Below are 17,541 nucleotides of genomic sequence, written 5' to 3'. Positions count from 1 at the left end.
CCGGTCCGCGCGCCCGCCCCGCGTCGCCGCCACCCCCGTGTCGCCGCCATCCTGGGTGCCACCACTCCAGGCACCGTCATTCCAGGCACCGCCACTTTGGGGTGCCGCCACTTTGGGGTGCCGCCACTTTGGGGTGCCGCCACTTTGGGGTGCCGCCACTCTGGGGTGCCGCCATTCCGACGGCGCCCTCGATTCTGTACGGCAAGCCACCCAGCGCCTCCGCGGTCACGGGGTGCCGTCCGCCGAAGGCGCGCCGCCCAGCAGGACTCCGGTGACCCGCCGTCACGGCGCCCGTCACCCCTCAAGGGCCTCGACGGCTAGGCCAACTGATCGGCCTCTACCGGGCTCCACCTCGTCGGCCCAAGCCCGATCTCATCGGCCTTCATGCGCCTCCGCCGGGGACACGCCAGGATCCATCGGGTTGACGGAGACGCGTCGGCATCCTTGGGTGATCCGCCTTCACGGGCACGCGTCAGAACCCATGGGGTGGTCCGCCTTCGGGGGCACGCGTCGGGATCTATTGGGTGGTCCGCCTTCACGTGGGACGCGTCGGGATCCCTCTGGTCGGTCCATCCTTGTCGGGTCGGGTCGGGTCAGGTCAGGGCTCGTTCGGTTCGTTGGGTTGGTTGACCGTTACGGGGATTCGGCCGTCGGGCAGTCTGACCGTGAGCTGGTCGCCTGGCGAGACGTCGCGCGCCAGCCGTACGACCTCTCCCGACGGATGCTGCACGATCGCGTAGCCCCGCTCCAGCGTCGCCGCGGGAGACAGGGCCACCAGCCGGGCCCGGAGGTGGGTCAGATCGTCCTCGGCGCGGTCGAGAGAGCCGCCCATGACCCGCCTGGCCCGCTCCCGCAGCGCGTCGACCTGCTCGGCCCGCCGTTCGAGCTCCCTCACGGGGTCGGCGAGCGAGGGACGCGAGCGGACCGAGGTGAGCCACGCCAACTCCCTGTCGAGCCACCCGCCCATCACCCGGCGCCCCCTGTCGCGCAGCTGCCTGACCAGCGTGAGCTGCTCTCCCACGTCGGGCACGACCTTCTTGGCCGCGTCGGTGGGGGTGGAGGCGCGGACGTCGGCCACCAGGTCGAGCAGCGGGCTGTCCTGCTCGTGCCCGATGGCGCTGACGACCGGCGTGCGACAGGCAGAGACCGCGCGGACCAGCGACTCGTCGGAGAAGGGCAGCAGGTCCTCGAGGGAGCCGCCGCCGCGCGCGATGACGATGACGTCGACCTCGGTGTCGGCGTCGAGCTTGCGCAGCGACTCGGTGACCTCGCCGACCGCATAAGGCCCCTGCACGGCCACCTGCTCCACCTTGAACCGGACGGCCGGCCACCGGCGACGGGAGTTCTCCAGCACGTCGCGCTCGGCTGCCGAGTCGCGCCCGCAGATCAGGCCGATCGTGCCGGGCAGGAAGGGCAGGCGGCGCTTGCGGTCGGCGCTGAACAAGCCCTCGGCCGCGAGCACCTGCCGCAGCCGTTCGAGACGGGCCAGCAGCTCGCCCACCCCGACGGGGCGGATCTCCAGCGCGGTGAAGGCGAACGAGCCCCTGTTGACCCAGAAGTCGGGCTTGACGTGGACCACGACACGCGCCCCGTCGGCGGGACGGGGCACGGCGGCCTCGTAGACCCCGCGCGGGCAGGTGACCCTGGCCGAGACGTTGGCGACAGGGTCGCGCAGGGTGATGAACACCGTGCCGCCCCTCGCGGTCAGCTCGGTGATCTGGCCCTCCACCCACACCGTGCCGAGCTTGCCGATCCATCCCGCGACCATCTGCAGGACGGTGCGGACCGGCAAGGGCTGTTCCGGTGTGGTCTTCGCGCTCATGGAAGGAAGGCTAGAGGGCGCGACCGACTATTCGGCGGCTTCGAGCTTGGCGAGGCGGTTCTGGTACATGCGCACGACCTCGGCGCGGGCGCTGGTGGCCTGTTCGAAGTCGAGCATGTCCTGGATCTGCGCCGCGGACTTGCCGCGCATCCTGGCGCGCAGCGAGGCCACGCTGAGGTCGGCGTATCCGGGCAGCGGCTCGACGAGGTCGCGCTCCTTGGTCGCAGCGGTGTCGGCGTCCTCGGCGGCCGACGTGGTGGCCTTGGCCGCCTGCGCCAGCCCGGCCTCGGTCTCGGGCTCGGCGGCAGCCGGGGCCGGCTTCGTGGCCTTCGTGGCCTTGGGCGTCTTCGTCGACTTCGCGGGCTTGGCGGCCGCGGCGGACTTGCCGGCCTTCGCGGGAGCGACCTCGGCCACGGCCTCTGCCACCGCCTCGGCCACGACCTCGGCGGACGGCTCCGCCACGGCCTCCACAGCGACGGCGGGCGTGGCCTCGTCCTGCACCGAAACGGCGGGCGCGGGCTTGGCCTCGTCCTCCACAGAAACGGCGGACGCGGGCTTCGCCTTGGGTGCGGCGGGTGCGGGCTTGGCCTTGCTCTCCGCGGGCTCGACGGGCTCGACGGGCTTGGCGGGCTTGGTCTCAGGCTCGGCCTGCGCGGCGGGCGCGGGCTTGGTGTCGGTGTCGGCCTGAGCGGCGGGTGCGGGCTCGGTCTCGACGGCCGAGGCGGCGGACGCGGCCTCGGGCTCGGCGGGCTCGGGCTTGGCGGCGGTCGAGCCGTTCGCGCTGCCGTCCTTGGAAGGCGTGAAGATGACCGGCTCGGGCTTGGCCTCGGCGGCGGGCTTCTCGCGGGGCGCGAAGATGACCGGCTCCCTGCGCGCGGGCTTCTTCTCCTCCTCCGCCTCCGTCGTGGTGGCCAGCTGCTCGGCGGCGGAGGAGCGCTCGCTCTCCTCCTCCTCGTTCCTGCCCGCCATGCCCTTGACGGCGTTCTTCACCCGGTCGGCGAACAGAAGCGCCTGGCCTGCGGCGCTGAGCGTCGTCTGGATGACGAACAGCGGCACCTCCTTGGCCTTCTCCTTGAGCTCCTCACGATTGGTGACGGTTTTAGCGATGTTGCGGACAACGTCACTGAGAGACATGCCGGGCTCCCTGGGAGGTCAGTATTGGACGGCCAGTCTGGCGAACGCCCGTAACGGCAGGCACGGGCGGGCCGGGTGGCCTCTCCACGTAGCATAGGAACATGGAGCCAAAGACCCCCGCCCGACGTGTACTCGTAGCCAAACCGCGAGGCTACTGTGCTGGAGTGGATCGCGCAGTCGAGGCGGTCGAGAAGGCCCTCGAGCAGTACGGAGCGCCAATCTACGTACGCAAGCAGATCGTGCACAACACCCACGTCGTCAGGACGCTGGAGGAGCGCGGCGCCATCTTCGTCGAGGAGACCGCCGAGGTCCCCGAGGGTGAGATCGTGGTGTTCTCCGCCCACGGCGTCTCCCCGATGGTCCACGCGGAGGCCGGTCAGCGGCAGCTGCGCACGATCGACGCGACCTGCCCGCTCGTCACCAAGGTGCACAACGAGGCCAAGCGCTTCGCCAACCAGGACTACGACATCCTGCTCATCGGGCACGAGGGCCACGAGGAGGTCGAGGGCACCGCGGGTGAGGCTCCCGACCACATCCAGCTCGTCGACGGCCTCGACTCGGTCGACCGCATCCAGGTGAAGGACCCCAGCAGGCTGGTCTGGCTCTCGCAGACGACGCTCTCGGTCGACGAGACCATCGAGACCGTCAACAAGCTCAAGGAGCGCTTCCCGACGCTGCTCGACCCGCCCAGCGACGACATCTGCTACGCCACCCAGAACCGCCAGGTCGCGGTGAAGGAGATCGCGGCTCAGGCGCAGCTGGTCATCGTGGTCGGCTCCGAGAACTCCTCCAACTCCAAGCGCCTGGTCGAGGTGGCCAAGGGCTTCGGCGCCGCCTCCTACCTCGTCGACAATGCCACCTTCGTCCAGGACGAGTGGCTCGACGGCGTCACCACGGTCGGCGTGACCAGCGGGGCCTCGGTCCCCGAGGAGCTGGTCGACGGCGTGCTGGCCTACCTGGCCGGCCACGGCTTCACCGACGTCGAGGAGGTCGAGTCGGTCAAGGAGAGCATGCGCTTCGCCCTGCCGCACGAGCTGCGCAAGGACCTGCGCGCGGGCTAGAACGGACCGGCGGTTATTCGTCGGTGACGCGCGGCGTGCCGTACACCTTGGGCTCGAAGTAACCCTCTGGCTCGGGGGCGAAGGCCTTATCCCTGCCGGCGCGGGGGCGCGGCACGTCCACGCCGGCCCGCAGCTCCTCGCGCAGCTCGCGGACGTTGGCCGGCAGCCCGCGCTTCCACGCCACGGCCAGCACCAGCGCCGAGCCGGCGAACAGCCAGGGCGCGCCCGCCGACAGCGAGGTGAACAGGCCGAGCGCGAGCGCCTGCACGAGAGAGGCGCTGCCGAGCGCGCGGCCCAGCTCGACGACCAGCGTGGCGGTGAAGAAGATCAGCGGCGGCGTCACCATCAGCGACAGCAGCTCGCGCGGGTTGACGAGGGTGACGCCCACCAGGCACGACCCGATGAAGGCGAGCCCCACCAGGAGCGGCATGTCGAGCAGCGCGGCCAGGACGTAACCGGCCAACGTGCCGATGAGGACAAGCGCGATGGCGCCGCGGGCGGTCAGCCTGACGGCCGAACGCCTGCCTTTGTCACTCATGAGCCCGCCCCCCTTACCACCGACCTGCCGCCATCGTGCGTCAGGACAGGTCGCCAGCCAACTTACCGTTCGCGTGAGATATCAGAGACGAGGTTTCCAGCAGTTCGGGGGAGGCGAGCGGCCGCGGCAGGCCTTCGAGCATCTCGGGCGAGTCGAGCTCGCCGTCCACGACGCCCAGATCGTGCAGTTTGCGCGCGGTGACCAGCACCCTGCTCTCCAGGGAGCCGACCGTCTTGTTGTACGACTCGACGGCCCTGGTGAGCGCCTTGCCGAGCGACTCGACGTTGCGCCCGAGCGACGACAGCCGCTCGTAGAGCTCCTTGCCCAGCTCGAAGACCGCGCGGGCGTTCTCGCTGAGCGCCGCCTGCTGCCAGGCGTAGTGCGCGGTGCGCAGCATGGTGATCAGCGTGGTGGGGGTGGCGATGTGCACGCGCTTGTGCATCGCGTACTCCAGCAGCGAGGGGTCGCGCTCCAGAGCGGGGGAGAGGAAGGCCTCACCCGGGATGAACAGCACCACGAACTCGGGCGAGGGGTTGAAGCCCTGCCAGTAGGCCTTCGCGGCCAGGCGGTCGATGTGCTCGCGGATGTGCCTGGCGTGGGCGTCGAGGCGCACCGAGGCCAGCGACTCGTCGCCGGTCTCCGCGGCCTCCAGGTAGGCGGCGAGGGAGACCTTCGAGTCGACGACGATGTTCTTGCCGCCCGCCAGCCGTACGACCATGTCGGGCCGGTGGGCGCCCTCGACGACCTGCTCGTCGAAGTCGCAGAAGCGCTGCATGCCCGCGATCTCGGCGACCCTGCGGAGCTGGAGCTCGCCCCACCGGCCCCTGGCCTCGGGCCGCTGCAGCGCCCTGACCAGCGCGGTGGTCTGGGAGCGCAGCTGGTCGTTGCTCTGCCTGACGAACTCCATCTGCTGCGTCAGCTCGGCGCGGGCGGCCCGCTGTCCCGACTCGGTGTCGCGCAGCTGGGTCTCGACCCGCGCCAGGAGGTCCTTCAGCGGCTCCACCAGGTGCTCGACGGCCTGCCTCCGCTGGTCGAGGTCGCCGGTCGCCTCGGCCCTGCTCGCCGCCATGCGGGTCTCGGCCAGCTCGAGGAAGCGGACGTTGTTGACGTCGAGCGCGCGCGTCGACAGGGACTGGAAGCGCTCGGCCAGCTGCTCCTCGACGTAGACGAGCTTGTCGGCCGCGGACCTGGCGCGCGCGTCGGCCTCCGCCACCCGTACGGCGGCGCGGGTCCTGGCCAGCAGGAAGCCGACCGCGATTCCGAGTGCGAGGCCGATGAGGAGCGAGACGACATCCATTGTTCGCATCATTCCAGGGGGCGGTGGTCATGGTCGTCCCGACACGCCTGTCGCATTCCGCTTGTGCGCGGACGTCTTCGTCACCCAGAGTACCCATATGGTCACCGGTCCGAAGTTGATGGTCGCGCTCGCCGCCACGGTCGTCGTCGCGGCGCTCGTCGTCGTCGCCGCCGGAGCGGTCATCGCCGCGCGCGAACGCGACACGGGGCAGCGAACCACCGCGGGCGCGCCGTCGCAGCACACGCTGCTCTGGACGCCGGGCGCGTGCACGAGCAAGAACGGGTCCAGGTTCGACCTCACCGCCTGCAACGGCGGCCACGCCGAGGTGCTGGCCATCGCCGCCGACCCGCCCGGCCTCGACGGCTGTCCCGCCGACACCGACGAGATCGTCCGCGTCGGCAAGGGCAGGACCGCCTGCCTGCAGTACTTCCTCGACCCGCACCCCGGCCGGCCCGGCGGTGGCGGCGGCATCCCGCGCGCGGGCGACTGTCTCGGCCGCGACGGCCGCGAGCTGCCCTGCGCCAAGCCCGGCTGGTACGGCAGGGCCGTGGCCGTCGTGGCCCGCATGGAGGCCTGCCCCTCGGGAACGGCCGACGCGCTGGCGATGAACGACGACCAGGTCGCCTGCCTCGGCTCAGAGGGCCAGGTTCCGGTCGAGGGGGAGTGCGTGAGCTCGAAGGTGCTGCGGGTGCCGTGCGCCTCCCGCCCCGCCTGGGCGAGGGTGACCGCCTTCGCCACGTCGGGCGACGACTGCCCCGCGGGCTCCGACCGGTACGTCACGGCACGGGGCGCCTTTCGGCCCGTGACCTGCCTGCACCTTCTGAGCAAGTAAACTCGGGCTACGTGAGCCTCAGCATCGGCATCGTCGGCCTGCCCAACGTCGGCAAGTCCACCCTCTTCAACGCGCTGACCAAGAGCGCCAACGCTCTCGCGGCCAACTACCCGTTCGCCACGATCGAGCCGAACGTGGGCATCGTGGGCGTGCCCGACGACCGCCTGGCCACGCTGGCCGAGATCTTCGGCTCGGCCAAGATCCTGCCCGCCAAGGTCGAGTTCGTCGACATCGCGGGCCTGGTGAAGGGCGCCTCCGAAGGACAGGGTCGGGGCAACCAGTTCCTGGCCAACATCCGCGACACCGACGCCATCTGCCAGGTGATCAGGGTCTTCAGCGATCCCGACGTCACCCACGTCGACGGCGAGATCTCGCCCAGGCGCGACATCGAGACGATCAACACCGAGCTGATCATGGCCGACCTGCAGACGGTCGAGAAGGCCATCCCGCGCCTGCAGAAGGAGGCGCGCACCAACAAGGACAAGAAGGGCGCGCTCGACGCCGCCGAGGCGGCGCTGAAGGTGCTCGAGACCGGCAAGACCATCTTCGAGAGCCGGCTTGCGGAGCTCGACCGCGCGGAGCTGCGCGACCTGCACCTGCTGACGGCCAAGCCGTTCCTGTACGTCTTCAACCTCGACGCCGACGAGCTCGTCGACACCGCGCTCAGGGCGCAGCTGTCGGAGCTGGTGGCGCCAGCCGAGGCGGTGTTCCTCGACGCCAAGATCGAGTCGGAGCTGGTGGAGCTGTCCGACGAGGAGGCGCTGGAGCTGCTGCAGTCCGTCGGGCAGGAGGAGTCGGGGCTCTCGCAGCTGGCGCGGGTAGGGTTCGAGACGCTCGGGCTGCAGACGTACCTGACGGCGGGTCCCAAGGAGACGCGCGCCTGGACGATCCGCAAGGGCGCCACGGCTCCCGAGGCGGCGGGCGTCATCCACACCGACTTCCAGCGCGGGTTCATCAAGGCGGAGGTCGTGTCCTTCGACGACCTGGTGGCGGTGGGCTCCATCGCCAACGCCCGTTCGGCGGGCAAGGCGCGCATCGAGGGCAAGGACTACGTGATGCGCGACGGCGACGTCGTGGAGTTCCGCTTCAACGTGTGACGCTCTGGGCCCCCGCCGACACCTCCGGTGAAACCAGGACAGTATGGGGCGTCAACCCCTTCCGGCTCTGGTGCGTCGAATCGTCACGGCGATCGCGCTGACTCGGGAGGACAGGTCATGATCCGTCGCATGCTCAGGAACAGGCGTCCCACCACGCCCTCGCTGGCGAGCATCAGCCTGGAAGAGGAGCTGACCCTGCTCAGGGTCGAGCTGATGTACGGCCTCCGCGTCAACAGGGAGGCCTATCTCCGCAGGAAGATGGAGGAGCGCGAAGAGGTCGTGCGCAGGATGCACCACCGTGACGCCCAGGCCATGCTCACCGACCTGCGCGGCCGTCTCGACAGGGTGAAGCCGCAGGGCGACGCGCCGAGGGTGATCGATCTGCGAACTCGGCGGCACCTGCGGTCCATCGACGGGCCGGGGAGTGCCTGAGCACCCCCGCTGACCAGGCCATCAGCCCTCAGCGAGCGCGGCTTATACCAAACGCGCCGGTCGCGACAGTGCCTATGCTCTTTGGACAGCAATCTCTGGCCATCGGGTAATGCGCCAACCCGTCTGGCCTGGTCAAATGCCAATTCCTCAGGAATGGGACAGGAGTCGGCACTTCGCCCCGTCATGCACACTCGGTTTGCCCCCACGCGGCGATGCCTGCAGCATGGGCGTGGCTTTCCTGGAACAATTGGCGGGACTCGATAGGGTGACTGCTTCACCACGGATGATGCGATATCGCGCCAGCCGGGGGGATCGGCGCGAGCGGAGGCGTGATGGCTCGTAGGTCAACCGTCCAGCACGGTCCGCGGATCGCTGGCGACCCCGAGCTTTCGGCATACCCAGAGTTCGACCAGGCGCCGCCGAGCGGCAGGCGCAACGGCAAGCGCGGCGGATGGTCGGGTGGCGGCGGGCGCTGGCTCGTCTGGACCGGCCGCGCCATTCTCTGGGCGCTTATCGTAGTTATCGTGGTCAATGGGGTTCGTGCACCATTTGAGCGATTTACCGAGTCGGGTGCTCCTGCGGCGAATGTGCCCGCGGCGACAGGCCAGGCATTTCCCTCCGAGCGCGCCTCCGCGTTCGCGACCCAGTTCGCCAGCATCTACCTCAACATGAAGTCCGAGGAGCTCGACCAGCGCAGCCGGCAGCTCGCGCCGTACCTGCAGTCGGACGAGGACCCGCAGTTCGGCTGGGACGGCTACGGGCGCATGTTCGCCGCCAACCTCCAGCCGTTCGGCGTGGAGGTCATCGACGACAGCAACGGGGTCGTCACGCTGGCCTTCCAGTCCGGCGCCCGCAGGTTCCTGCTGTCGGTGCCCGTCTATTACTCGGGCGGCAGGTTCGTGGTCTCGGGGCGCCCCGCGCTGCTGCCCGCGCCGGCCCCCGCCGAGCTGCCGCAGGTGGCCCAGCCCGAGGGCGACGAGGCCGCGGAGGCCGAGCTGCGCCCGCAGCTGCAGGGCTTCTTCAAGGCCTACGCCGACGGCAGCTCCGACCTTTCGCGCTACCTCGTCGCGGGCAAGAGCCTGCCCAGCTTCGGGGGCGCCTTCACCTTCGTCGAGCTCAAGAGCGTCGTGGTGCCTGTGGGGGGTGCCACCAGAGAGATCCAGGCAGTCGTCGTGTGGGGCGTGCCGACCGGCGCGACCCCGTCGGCGACGCCGAGCGCCACCGACCCGAGCGCGGTCGGCGGCCGCCTCGAGCAGGCCTACCGCCTCACTGTCGAGAAGCAGGGCGACAAATGGTACGTCGAAGACATCCGCGGCGCCGGTCGGGCCGTTGGATAGACGCACGACCGCGCTGCTGATCGGTACCCCCCGGGAGGACCAGAGTGAAAACCATCATCCTGAACATGATCGAACTAGCGACGCCATCGCCCGCCCCGACCGGCGTCAACACCGAGGGGCTCGCCGACTTCCTGCGCGCCTTCTTCGCCCCGCTCTTCCTCGTCGTCGTCTCCGTGGTCGCGCTCTTCTTCCTCTTCACGCGCGAGATCACGAGATTCGTACAGTTCCTGATTTTGGCCGTGGCGATCGGCGTGATCTTCTACGTTCCCAACATCATCGAGGTGACGGCGAAGGCGATCGCGGGGGCTCTGGGCATCAAATGAGCACCTCTCCCTGTCGGTATCGGGAGGGTTGAGACCGCTCTGAGGCGGTCATTGAACGAGAGGCAGCGGCGGCTGCGAGCGAGGGCGGAGAGGAGGACCGCGTGGACCTGCCTACCTATACGAACATCTGGCGCATCGAGAAGCGGCTCTACAAGCTGTACGACCTACGGCTGCCCATGCCGCTCCCGATCGTCTGGATCGGCGTGTTCGTCGGCGTGCTCGCTCCCTGGTCCCTGCTGCTCTGGCTGGTCGGCATCTCCTTCGAGACCCCGTGGCACGTGCTCTACCTCGTGCCGCCAGGCGTCGTGACGTGGCTGTCCACCCGCCCCGTCATCGAGAGCAAGAGGCTCACCGAACTGTTGCAGTCGCAGCTGCGCTACATGGGCGAGCCGCGCTCCTGGTGCCGCCTCACGCCGTCGGGCGAGCCCGAGTCCGTCACCTTCTCCGGCAGGGTCTGGCGCGCCGCGCCCGCCCCCGTCAGGATCAAGGCCCGCGCGGGCGCCCGCAGGCGCCAGGCCGTCCCGGTGGTCGACAAGGCCCGCGAGGTACGGCCGGCCGTCGCCGCCGCGGCGGCCGCCGCCGCCCGCGCTCCGGTCGCCGAGCCCGCCACGCTGCGCCGGGGCCTCTCGGGCGCGACGGGCCGCGGCACCGCCCCCGCCCTCACCGCCGAAACCACGCTCCGCCAGACGGCTTCCCCCGACTCCGGGGTACGGCAGAGCGAGCCCGCCACCCGGCAGCCGGCTCTCCCCGGGCCTTCGGTACGGCAGGCGGCCTCCTCTGCGCTTCCTGTACGTCAGAGCGCGTCCGCCGAGCCGGTGGCCGAGTCCCATGAGGCCGCCGCCGCCGCGCGGCTCGGTGAGCTCCTGGACGCCTCCCACGGGAGCCGCAGGGGAACCGCCAAGGGCGAGTCCGTGGTGGAGGTCTCCGAGGGGGCTCCTCAGAAGGAGAGCGCGCAGGGTGTCGTCGAGGTCCGCGACAACTCTCGCCTGGCCGACGCTCCGACCGTCGACGAGGCTCCCGCACCCGCCTCCCGGTGGGGATCGCGATCCGAGCCCTCGGAGAGCCGCGCCCCTTCGCCCGCCAAGCCCATCGGCACCGAGGCGCTCCGACGCCTGCGCAGACTGGCCGCCACAGCGGACGCCCCAGGCCCGTCCGACCCGACCCCTCCCGCACTCATCACCCCCGAGCCGCTCGGCACCGCACCCGCCGCCCCCGAGCCGGCCAGCCTCCTCGAGCCTGTCAAGGCAGGCCGATCCGAAGCTGCCGGCCCCGAGGCTGCCGGCCCCGAGGTGGCTGGTTCTGAGGTGGCTGGTTCTGAGGTGATCGGGTCTGAGGTGGCGGCATCGACGGCGAGTCCGTCGGAGGTCGCTGAGGCGGAAGCGGTCGAGTCCGTGGAAATCGTCGACGTGGCCCAGGCCGAGGATCAGGCGCGGGACCAGCACCGCAAGGGGCAGCCGCCGAGGACCGCCGCCGTCGTCCTGCCCGCCTCGCCGCGAGTCTGGCCGCCCACCCCCTCGTCCAAGCCACGCACGCCTCCCTCGATCTCCCCGAGCAGGCCGGCCCCCGCCGACCGGCAGGACGGCCCGGCGCAGCCGATGTCCCCCGCCACGCCGAGTCCCAAGGCGTCCCCCATGACGCCGCCGGCCAGGCCGCCCGCCATGACGCCCCCGCGGACCACGCCGCCCAAGGCCACCCCGCCCAAGGCCACCCCGCCCAAGGCCACCCCGGCCACTGGCACGCCGGCCACTGACACGCCGGCCAAGACCGCGGCCGAGTTGCCCAAGGCGCAGCCGCCCCCGTTGACCATCAGGGCGGTGCCCGCCGCGGCCGCACCCGCCAACCCCGGCGCGGCCGTCCCCGGCCCACGCAACGAGACCAGGGTGCGCAGGGTCGAATCCGTCGTCGGCCGCGACTCCTCAGGCGGCTGGCGCAGACTCGCCCAGGTGGTCGTCGGCGGTGGCGGCAGCCGTACCGACGGGTCTGAGATCGACGAGGCGCGCACGCGCGCGGTGTTCGGCGGCAGCAGACGGGTCGTCGTGCTCGGCTGCACGGGCGGCGCCGGCCAGAGCACCACCGCGCTGATGCTCGGCCACACCTTCGCCCACTACCGCGACGACCGCGTGCTCGCGGTCGACGCGAGCACCGGCGGCACCACGCTGACCAGCCGCATCAAGGTCGACTCGCCCGAGACGCTGACCAGCCTGCTGTCGGGGCTCGACCAGATCAGCGGCTACCTGAGCATGCGCGCCTTCACCACCCGCACCGGCAGCGGGCTCGAGGTCGTCGCCGCCGACACCGACATCGGCGCCGAGCAGCGCCTGGCCGACCGCACGCTCTACTCCGACCACCGGCTCGGCCAGGCGATGAGGCTGCTCGACCACCACTACAAGCTGGCCGTCATCGACCCCGCCCCCGCCCTGGCCGCGCGCGTCCTGCCGTACGCCGACCAGCTGGTGCTGGTGGTCCCCGCCAGCGAGGACGCCGCGGAGGCGGTGGCGATGACGTACGAGTGGCTCGACGGGCACGGCTGTGCCGACCTGCGCAGGCGGGCGGTCATGGTGGTCAACGGCGTGAGCAGGCGCAGCATGACCGACGTCGAGCAGGCCGAGGCGGTGGCCAGGGGCCGGTGCAGGGCGATCGTCAGAGTGCCGTGGGAGGACGACCTGGCGCAGGGCGGCACCGAGCCCGTCGAGCCGGGCCGGCTGCGACCGGCGGGACGGCGGGCCTACCTCGCCCTGGCCGGAGTCGTGGTGGCGGGATTCGCATCAGCACAGAGCACACGTCCTAGCGAGGAGGAAGTGGCCCAGTGATCCCCCGGGCACCCAGTGAGAAGCGCGCAAGGCGGACCGCCATCGCATCGAGCAACGGGCATGACGGAGGTATGGCGGTCTGATGAGCACGCTTCTCACTGGCCAGCGAAGCTCATGCGCAGAGGGGGCGGCATGAGCAGGTCGACTCGGGCGCACCAGCGTCTGGCGGTCCGCTATTTCGACGATCGCATCCTGCTGACGGAGAGCTCCGCGTGGGCGTACTTCAGGCTGCCGACGGTCAGCTACGAGTTCGTCACGCCGGAGGAGCGCGAGGCGCTCGCCACCAACATCACGATCGCCCTGGCGGCGATCCGCATGCCGGACGCCGAGGTGCACCTGCGGGTCGCGCACCGGGCATATCCCGCGGCCGAATGGGCGATGGCGCTCAACGCGACCTCGGACGAGGGGCCCGGCTGGCGCGACTACCTGGAGGAGATGTACCGGCACGTCTGGGCCAAGGACTTCTGGTCCAAGGAGGTCTACCTCGGCGTACGGCTCGGCCCGCGCGGCAGGCAGCTCGGCGCGGGCGTGCTGTCGCAGCTGTTCGGCTTCTACCAGCGCAGCGAGAAGGCGCTGGGCCTCGACGACGACCACGTGCCGGACAGCGAGATCACCAAGTGGACCGAGCAGGCCGAGCGCCTGGGCAGGGCGCTGGCCTCCAGCGCCCTGTACGCCCGCCACGCCACCTCGGGCGAGGTCGCCTGGTTGTTCAGGCACGCGGCGACCGCCTCGCTCGGCGACCCGCCCGCCAGCGCCAGCCCGAAGCGTCGCTGGGGCAAGGGCGAGATCGAGTCGCTGGTCGAGGGGCAGATCCACAACGGCAGGTCGTTCCTGCGCATCGTGCAGCCGCAGGGCGACTCCTACGTGGCGCACCTGTCCTTCGCCCGCTTCCCCGACCTGATGCCCTTCCCCGACGGCGAGCCGTGGATGCACTTCGCCGACCAGCTCCCCTTCCCCGTGGAGATCTCGAGCAGGATGCGGCTGATCCCGCCGGTCAAGGCGTCCAAGGACGTCGCGCGCAAGCTCGCGCACGCCCGCGACATGGACATCCACATCCGCGAGGCGGGCGCGGAGGCGCCGATCGCGCTGGCCGAGCAGATCGACGCGGCCCGCATGCTGGAGCACGGCATCACCAAGGAGCGACTGCCCTTCGTGTACGGCTGGCACCGCCTCGTCGTCAGCGCCCCGACCGAGGAGATCTGCCTGCAGCGGGTGGAGGCGGTCGTCGAGCACTACCGCGACATGGGCATCGACATCGTCCACTCCACCGGCGACCAGTTCTCGCTGTTCTGCGAGGCGCTGCCGGGGGAGAAGGTGACCGTCAACGCCTATGCCCAGCGCCAGCCGCTGCGCACGATCGCGGGCGGGATGGCGACCGCGACGGTCGACCTCGGCGACCGGATCGAGACCGAGGCGGGCTGGCACGGGCCGTACATCGGAGAGACGGTCGGCCGCGCCCGCAGCATCGTGCACTTCGACCCGCTGGTGGCGGCCTCCCGCAACAGGCCGACGGCCATCGCGATCACCGGTGAGCCCGGCGGCGGCAAGACCACGCTCGCGCTGCTGATGATCTACCAGATGGCGCTGCGCGGGGTGACGGTCGCGGTGATCGACCCCAAGGGCGACGCCGAGTCGCTGGTGCAGCTGCTGCAGAAGCGCGAGCGCAAGGCCAGGATCATCCCGCTGGGCTCGGCCGCGCCAGGACTGCTCGACCCGTTCTCCTTCGGCGACGACATCGCCGCCAAGAAGACGATGGCGACGGAGACGCTGCGCCTGCTGCTGCCGCGCATGTCGGAGGAGCGCGAGTCGGCGATGATCCAGGCGGTCGCCGCGGTCTCCAACGCGCCCGACCCCTCTCTCGGCAAGGTCGTCGACTTCCTCGAGCAGGCCGACGACGCGGCTTCCAAGAACCTCGGGGCCGTGCTGCGCTCGATGTCGGAGATGCATCTGGCCAGGCTCTGCTTCGACCCCTCGGGCGGCGAGCAGATCGACTCCGAGGGGTGGACGACCGTCTTCACGCTAGGCGGCCTCACCCTGCCCGACGCGACCACGGGCCGCGACGACTACTCCTACGAGCAGCGGCTGTCGGTGGCGCTGCTCTATCTGGTCTCGCAGTTCGCCCGCAGGCTCATGAACGGCCTCGACCGGCGCGCGCCCAAGGCGATCTTCCTCGACGAGGCGTGGGCGATCACCTCCACGCCGGAGGGCGCCAAGCTGGTGCCCGAGGTCAGCCGGATGGGCCGCTCCCGCAACACCGCGCTCGTCCTGGTCTCGCAGAACGCGGGAGACCTTCTCAACGAGCAGGTGACCAACTGTCTCTCCTCGGTCTTCGCCTTCCGCTCCACCGAACGGGTGGAGGTCGACCACGTCATGGCTTTGCTCGGCGTGGAGGCCTCGGAGGAGCACAAGGCGGTTCTGCGATCTCTGGGCAACGGCGAATGCATTTTCCGTGATCTCGATGGCAGAGCGGGCCGCATAGGCGTAGACCTGATCTCCGAAGAGCTGCTGCGGTGGCTCGACACGAACCCGACGCACGACAAACCCGGGGAGAACGGGCATGATCATATTCGCGGGGGAGTGACAGGAGCGCAGGAGGTACGTTCATGAAGGGCCGACTACGTCGGCGGCTGACGCTGGCGCTGGTGCTGCTCGTCGGCATGCTCGCGCTCCCGCTCGCCCTGCCCTCGGGCACGGCGGCCGCCGCCGCTCCGTTCTGTGACCTTTCACCCGACCTCGCCCCGCAGCTCGTCGGCAGCGGTGTCGACGGCCTGCTGCAACCGCCGCCGCCCGACGCGGCGGCGGCGGCGCCCCAGGCGACCACCAACTACGCCCGGTATGGCATGAGCGGCCAGTTCTGGCACACCGAGGGGCTCGGGTGCAGCGACGTGGCCGCCGTGCTCGGCAACTCGTGGGCGAACATGATCTTCGACTGGGCGAAGGCCGTCGACCGGTTGACGATCACGACGTACCAGGCGGCGGCGACCGAGGGCCCGCTGCAGTCCATCAAGGACGTCGTCGACGACATCGTCGAGAACCTCGCCAACGCCATGTACTGGCCGTTCCTGCAGCCGATCATCATCCTGGCCGCCATCTGGCTGGCCTGGTACGGCCTGTTCAGGCGCAGGGCGTCGGTCACCACCGAGGCCGTCGTGTGGATGGTCCTCGCGGTCACCGTCGCGGTGTGGTTCTTCAGCCGTCCAGGTGACTTCACCGGGCTCGGCAAGATCGTCACGGACAAGACCACCGAGGTCGTCAACCAGGCCTTCTCCGGCCTGCCGGGCGCGGGCGGCACCTCCTGCCTGCCCACCAAGGGTTCGACGGACGAGAAGGCCGTGCAGGGCGGCTACGGCAGGACCGGCACGCCCGGCGTCGACCAGAACGCCGACGCCCTGTGGTCCACGCTGGTGTGCAAGCCGTGGCTGGTCGGCCAGTTCGGCACCTCCGACCCCAACGCGCCGGTGATCCGCGACTTCGGCGCCAAGCTCCTCGACGTCCAGGCGATCGACAGACAGGAACAGACCGCCCAGACCCCGAACAGCAACGCGCACCAGGCCGCCTACGAGGAGATCTCCACCCCGCTGCGCACCACCCCGATCTACTTCCTGTTCCAGGGCAAGGACTGGAGCGGCAGGCTCGGCATCGCCATCGGCGCGCTGCTGGCCGCGCTCATCGCGGGCCTGCTCATCTTCCTGGTGGCGGTCTCGCTCCTGGTGCTGAAGGTCGGCTTCCTGCTGCTGCTGATCATGGGACCGGTGTTCCTGCTCATCGGCGTCCATCCGGGCAGCGGGCGGATCATCGCGATGCGCTGGGTGGAGATGCTGGTGGGCACCCTGCTCAGACAGGCCGTCCTGGCGCTGGTGCTGGGCGTGCTCGTGTACGGCTACGCCCTGATCATCTCCACCGCGTTGCCGTGGGGCATGCAGATCCTGTTCATGGCGCTGCTGACGATCGCCGTCTTCTTCTACCGGCGACCGTTCCAGCACCTGTTCGCCTCGATGAACGGCCACACGCTCACCACCAGGATGCTCGGCGACGCGGCGTCCTCGCCGCTCCTGGAGCGGGCGGCCACCACGCTGCCGCCCGTCGCCGTGACCAAGGCGGGCCGCTGGGGCCTGCGCAAGGCCGAACCCGTCCTGCAGGCGGCCGCCGCGGGCGGCACCGCGGGCGCCTCGGCCGCCGTGGGCGCCGCGGTCGCGCAGGGCAGGGTCAGGGGCGAGGAGGGGGCCGCCGCGGGCAGCCCCTCGGGCACCCGCGTGCCGGCGCCACTGGCCACCGACGCCGAGGGCAAGGCGGGCGCCAGGCCGGCGCCCGCGCAGCGCACCGGCGCCGCGCCGCCGCTCAACCTCAGCTCGGGCCGTACGGCGCGGCCGACGCGTTCGGGGCCTGGCACGTCCGGCACCGGCGGTTCGGCCGCGGGCGGTCCGGTCCGGTCGGGCGGCTCGACGGTGTCGGGCGGTTCCGGAGGCTCAGGGGTCACGGGCTCCGGCGGGTCACGCGGCTCCGGCTGGTTCGGCGGTAGATCGGGTGGCGGCTGGGCGTCAAGGAGCGGATCCGGCGGATCCGGCGGCACGACGCGCTCCGGCCGTGGCTCCCGGTCCTCCGGCGGGCTGTTCGGCGGCGGGTCGGGCTCGTCGGGTTCATCGGGCGCGTCCTCGCGCGGCTCCTCGTCCACCCGGGGCTCCTCGTCCTCGCGCGGCTCCGGCGGGTCCTCCGGTGGGGGACGGCCGGCGGACGTGCCCCAGGCGCGCTCCTCCGAGCCGCCGCCGCTGTGGCTGCCCAGCCGCAAGAGCGAGGGCAGGAGTGAAGAGCCGCCCGTGCCGTTCTGGCTCCGGCCCAACAGCCCCGACAAGGACTGACG

At 71.0% G+C, this 17,541-nt stretch carries 13 protein-coding genes; 9 read left to right on the top strand and 4 right to left on the bottom strand.

What is annotated here, in order from left to right:
- Positions 1-598: 598 nt before the first annotated feature.
- Together xseA and H4W81_RS30435 are read right to left on the bottom strand one after the other, a co-directional pair.
- Positions 599-1,822 (bottom strand): exodeoxyribonuclease VII large subunit, encoded by a 1,224-nt coding sequence (xseA, locus tag H4W81_RS30440; RefSeq protein WP_192777963.1) that lies wholly within the window; start codon positions 1,820-1,822, stop codon positions 599-601.
- Between the two features lie 27 nt (positions 1,823-1,849).
- Entirely contained in the window at positions 1,850-2,956 is a 1,107-nt protein-coding gene (locus tag H4W81_RS30435; protein WP_192777962.1) for a hypothetical protein, read from the bottom strand.
- A gap of 101 nt (positions 2,957-3,057) precedes the next feature.
- On the opposite strand from H4W81_RS30435, the gene H4W81_RS30430 reads away from it, so the two are divergent.
- Positions 3,058-4,017: a 4-hydroxy-3-methylbut-2-enyl diphosphate reductase gene (locus H4W81_RS30430; protein WP_192777961.1), complete on the top strand. Its 960-nt coding sequence runs from the start codon at positions 3,058-3,060 to the stop codon at positions 4,015-4,017.
- Between the two features lie 13 nt (positions 4,018-4,030).
- Here the strand turns inward: H4W81_RS30430 and H4W81_RS30425 are convergent, their stop codons facing one another.
- Together H4W81_RS30425 and H4W81_RS30420 are read right to left on the bottom strand one after the other, a co-directional pair.
- Complete coding sequence (locus H4W81_RS30425; protein WP_192777960.1) at positions 4,031-4,555, bottom strand: DUF6542 domain-containing protein; 525 nt, start codon at positions 4,553-4,555, stop codon at positions 4,031-4,033.
- Positions 4,556-4,595: 40 nt separating this feature from the next.
- Positions 4,596-5,852 (bottom strand): DNA recombination protein RmuC, encoded by a 1,257-nt coding sequence (locus tag H4W81_RS30420; RefSeq protein ID WP_192777959.1) that lies wholly within the window; start codon positions 5,850-5,852, stop codon positions 4,596-4,598.
- A 97-nt stretch (positions 5,853-5,949) separates the two neighbouring features.
- Here H4W81_RS30420 and H4W81_RS30415 point away from each other — a divergent pair, with 97 nt between their 5' ends.
- The 8 genes from H4W81_RS30415 (at position 5,950) to H4W81_RS30380 (ending at position 17,539) form a co-directional block, all read left to right on the top strand.
- Positions 5,950-6,684, top strand: a complete 735-nt coding sequence (locus H4W81_RS30415) for a hypothetical protein (protein WP_192777958.1) — start codon at positions 5,950-5,952, stop codon at positions 6,682-6,684.
- 11 nt (positions 6,685-6,695) lie between these two features.
- Entirely contained in the window at positions 6,696-7,781 is a 1,086-nt protein-coding gene (gene ychF, locus H4W81_RS30410) for a redox-regulated ATPase YchF (RefSeq protein WP_192777957.1), read from the top strand.
- 129 nt (positions 7,782-7,910) lie between these two features.
- A complete protein-coding gene (locus H4W81_RS30405) occupies positions 7,911-8,213 on the top strand; it encodes a hypothetical protein (RefSeq protein WP_192777956.1) in 303 nt (100 codons plus the stop codon).
- A 587-nt stretch (positions 8,214-8,800) separates the two neighbouring features.
- Entirely contained in the window at positions 8,801-9,550 is a 750-nt protein-coding gene (locus H4W81_RS30400; RefSeq protein WP_318782043.1) for a conjugal transfer protein, read from the top strand.
- Positions 9,551-9,615: 65 nt separating this feature from the next.
- Positions 9,616-9,873: a hypothetical protein gene (locus tag H4W81_RS30395; protein ID WP_183655442.1), complete on the top strand. Its 258-nt coding sequence runs from the start codon at positions 9,616-9,618 to the stop codon at positions 9,871-9,873.
- A gap of 101 nt (positions 9,874-9,974) precedes the next feature.
- Positions 9,975-12,683, top strand: coding sequence for a TcpE family conjugal transfer membrane protein (locus H4W81_RS30390; protein WP_192777954.1), 2,709 nt, complete (start codon positions 9,975-9,977; stop codon positions 12,681-12,683).
- A 132-nt stretch (positions 12,684-12,815) separates the two neighbouring features.
- A complete protein-coding gene (locus H4W81_RS30385; protein WP_192777953.1) occupies positions 12,816-15,290 on the top strand; it encodes an ATP-binding protein in 2,475 nt (824 codons plus the stop codon).
- On the top strand, positions 15,287-17,539 hold the full coding sequence (locus H4W81_RS30380) for a type IV secretion system protein (RefSeq protein ID WP_192777952.1): 2,253 nt from the start codon (positions 15,287-15,289) through the stop codon (positions 17,537-17,539). The genes H4W81_RS30385 and H4W81_RS30380 overlap by 4 nt, the downstream gene beginning before the upstream one ends.
- Positions 17,540-17,541: the final 2 nt, after the last annotated feature.

It is taken from the genome of Nonomuraea africana (genome assembly GCF_014873535.1).
GTDB classification, from domain to species: domain Bacteria; phylum Actinomycetota; class Actinomycetes; order Streptosporangiales; family Streptosporangiaceae; genus Nonomuraea; species Nonomuraea africana.
The sequence above is the reverse complement of the archived record's forward strand: the minus strand, read 5'-3'. Positions and strand labels throughout refer to the sequence as shown.

Bases quoted from the DNA above. Each gene is read 5' to 3' on its own strand.
- xseA (WP_192777963.1), bottom strand. From the start codon at position 1,822: ATGAGCGCGAAGACCACACCGGAACAGCCCTTGCCGGTCCGCACCGTC.
- H4W81_RS30435 (WP_192777962.1), bottom strand. From the start codon at position 2,956: ATGTCTCTCAGTGACGTTGTCCGCAACATCGCTAAAACCGTCACCAAT.
- H4W81_RS30430 (WP_192777961.1), top strand. From the start codon at position 3,058: ATGGAGCCAAAGACCCCCGCCCGACGTGTACTCGTAGCCAAACCGCGA.
- H4W81_RS30425 (WP_192777960.1), bottom strand. From the start codon at position 4,555: ATGAGTGACAAAGGCAGGCGTTCGGCCGTCAGGCTGACCGCCCGCGGC.
- H4W81_RS30420 (WP_192777959.1), bottom strand. From the start codon at position 5,852: ATGGATGTCGTCTCGCTCCTCATCGGCCTCGCACTCGGAATCGCGGTC.
- H4W81_RS30415 (WP_192777958.1), top strand. From the start codon at position 5,950: ATGGTCACCGGTCCGAAGTTGATGGTCGCGCTCGCCGCCACGGTCGTC.
- H4W81_RS30405 (WP_192777956.1), top strand. From the start codon at position 7,911: ATGCTCAGGAACAGGCGTCCCACCACGCCCTCGCTGGCGAGCATCAGC.
- H4W81_RS30395 (WP_183655442.1), top strand. From the start codon at position 9,616: ATGATCGAACTAGCGACGCCATCGCCCGCCCCGACCGGCGTCAACACC.
- H4W81_RS30385 (WP_192777953.1), top strand. From the start codon at position 12,816: ATGAGCAGGTCGACTCGGGCGCACCAGCGTCTGGCGGTCCGCTATTTC.
- H4W81_RS30380 (WP_192777952.1), top strand. From the start codon at position 15,287: ATGAAGGGCCGACTACGTCGGCGGCTGACGCTGGCGCTGGTGCTGCTC.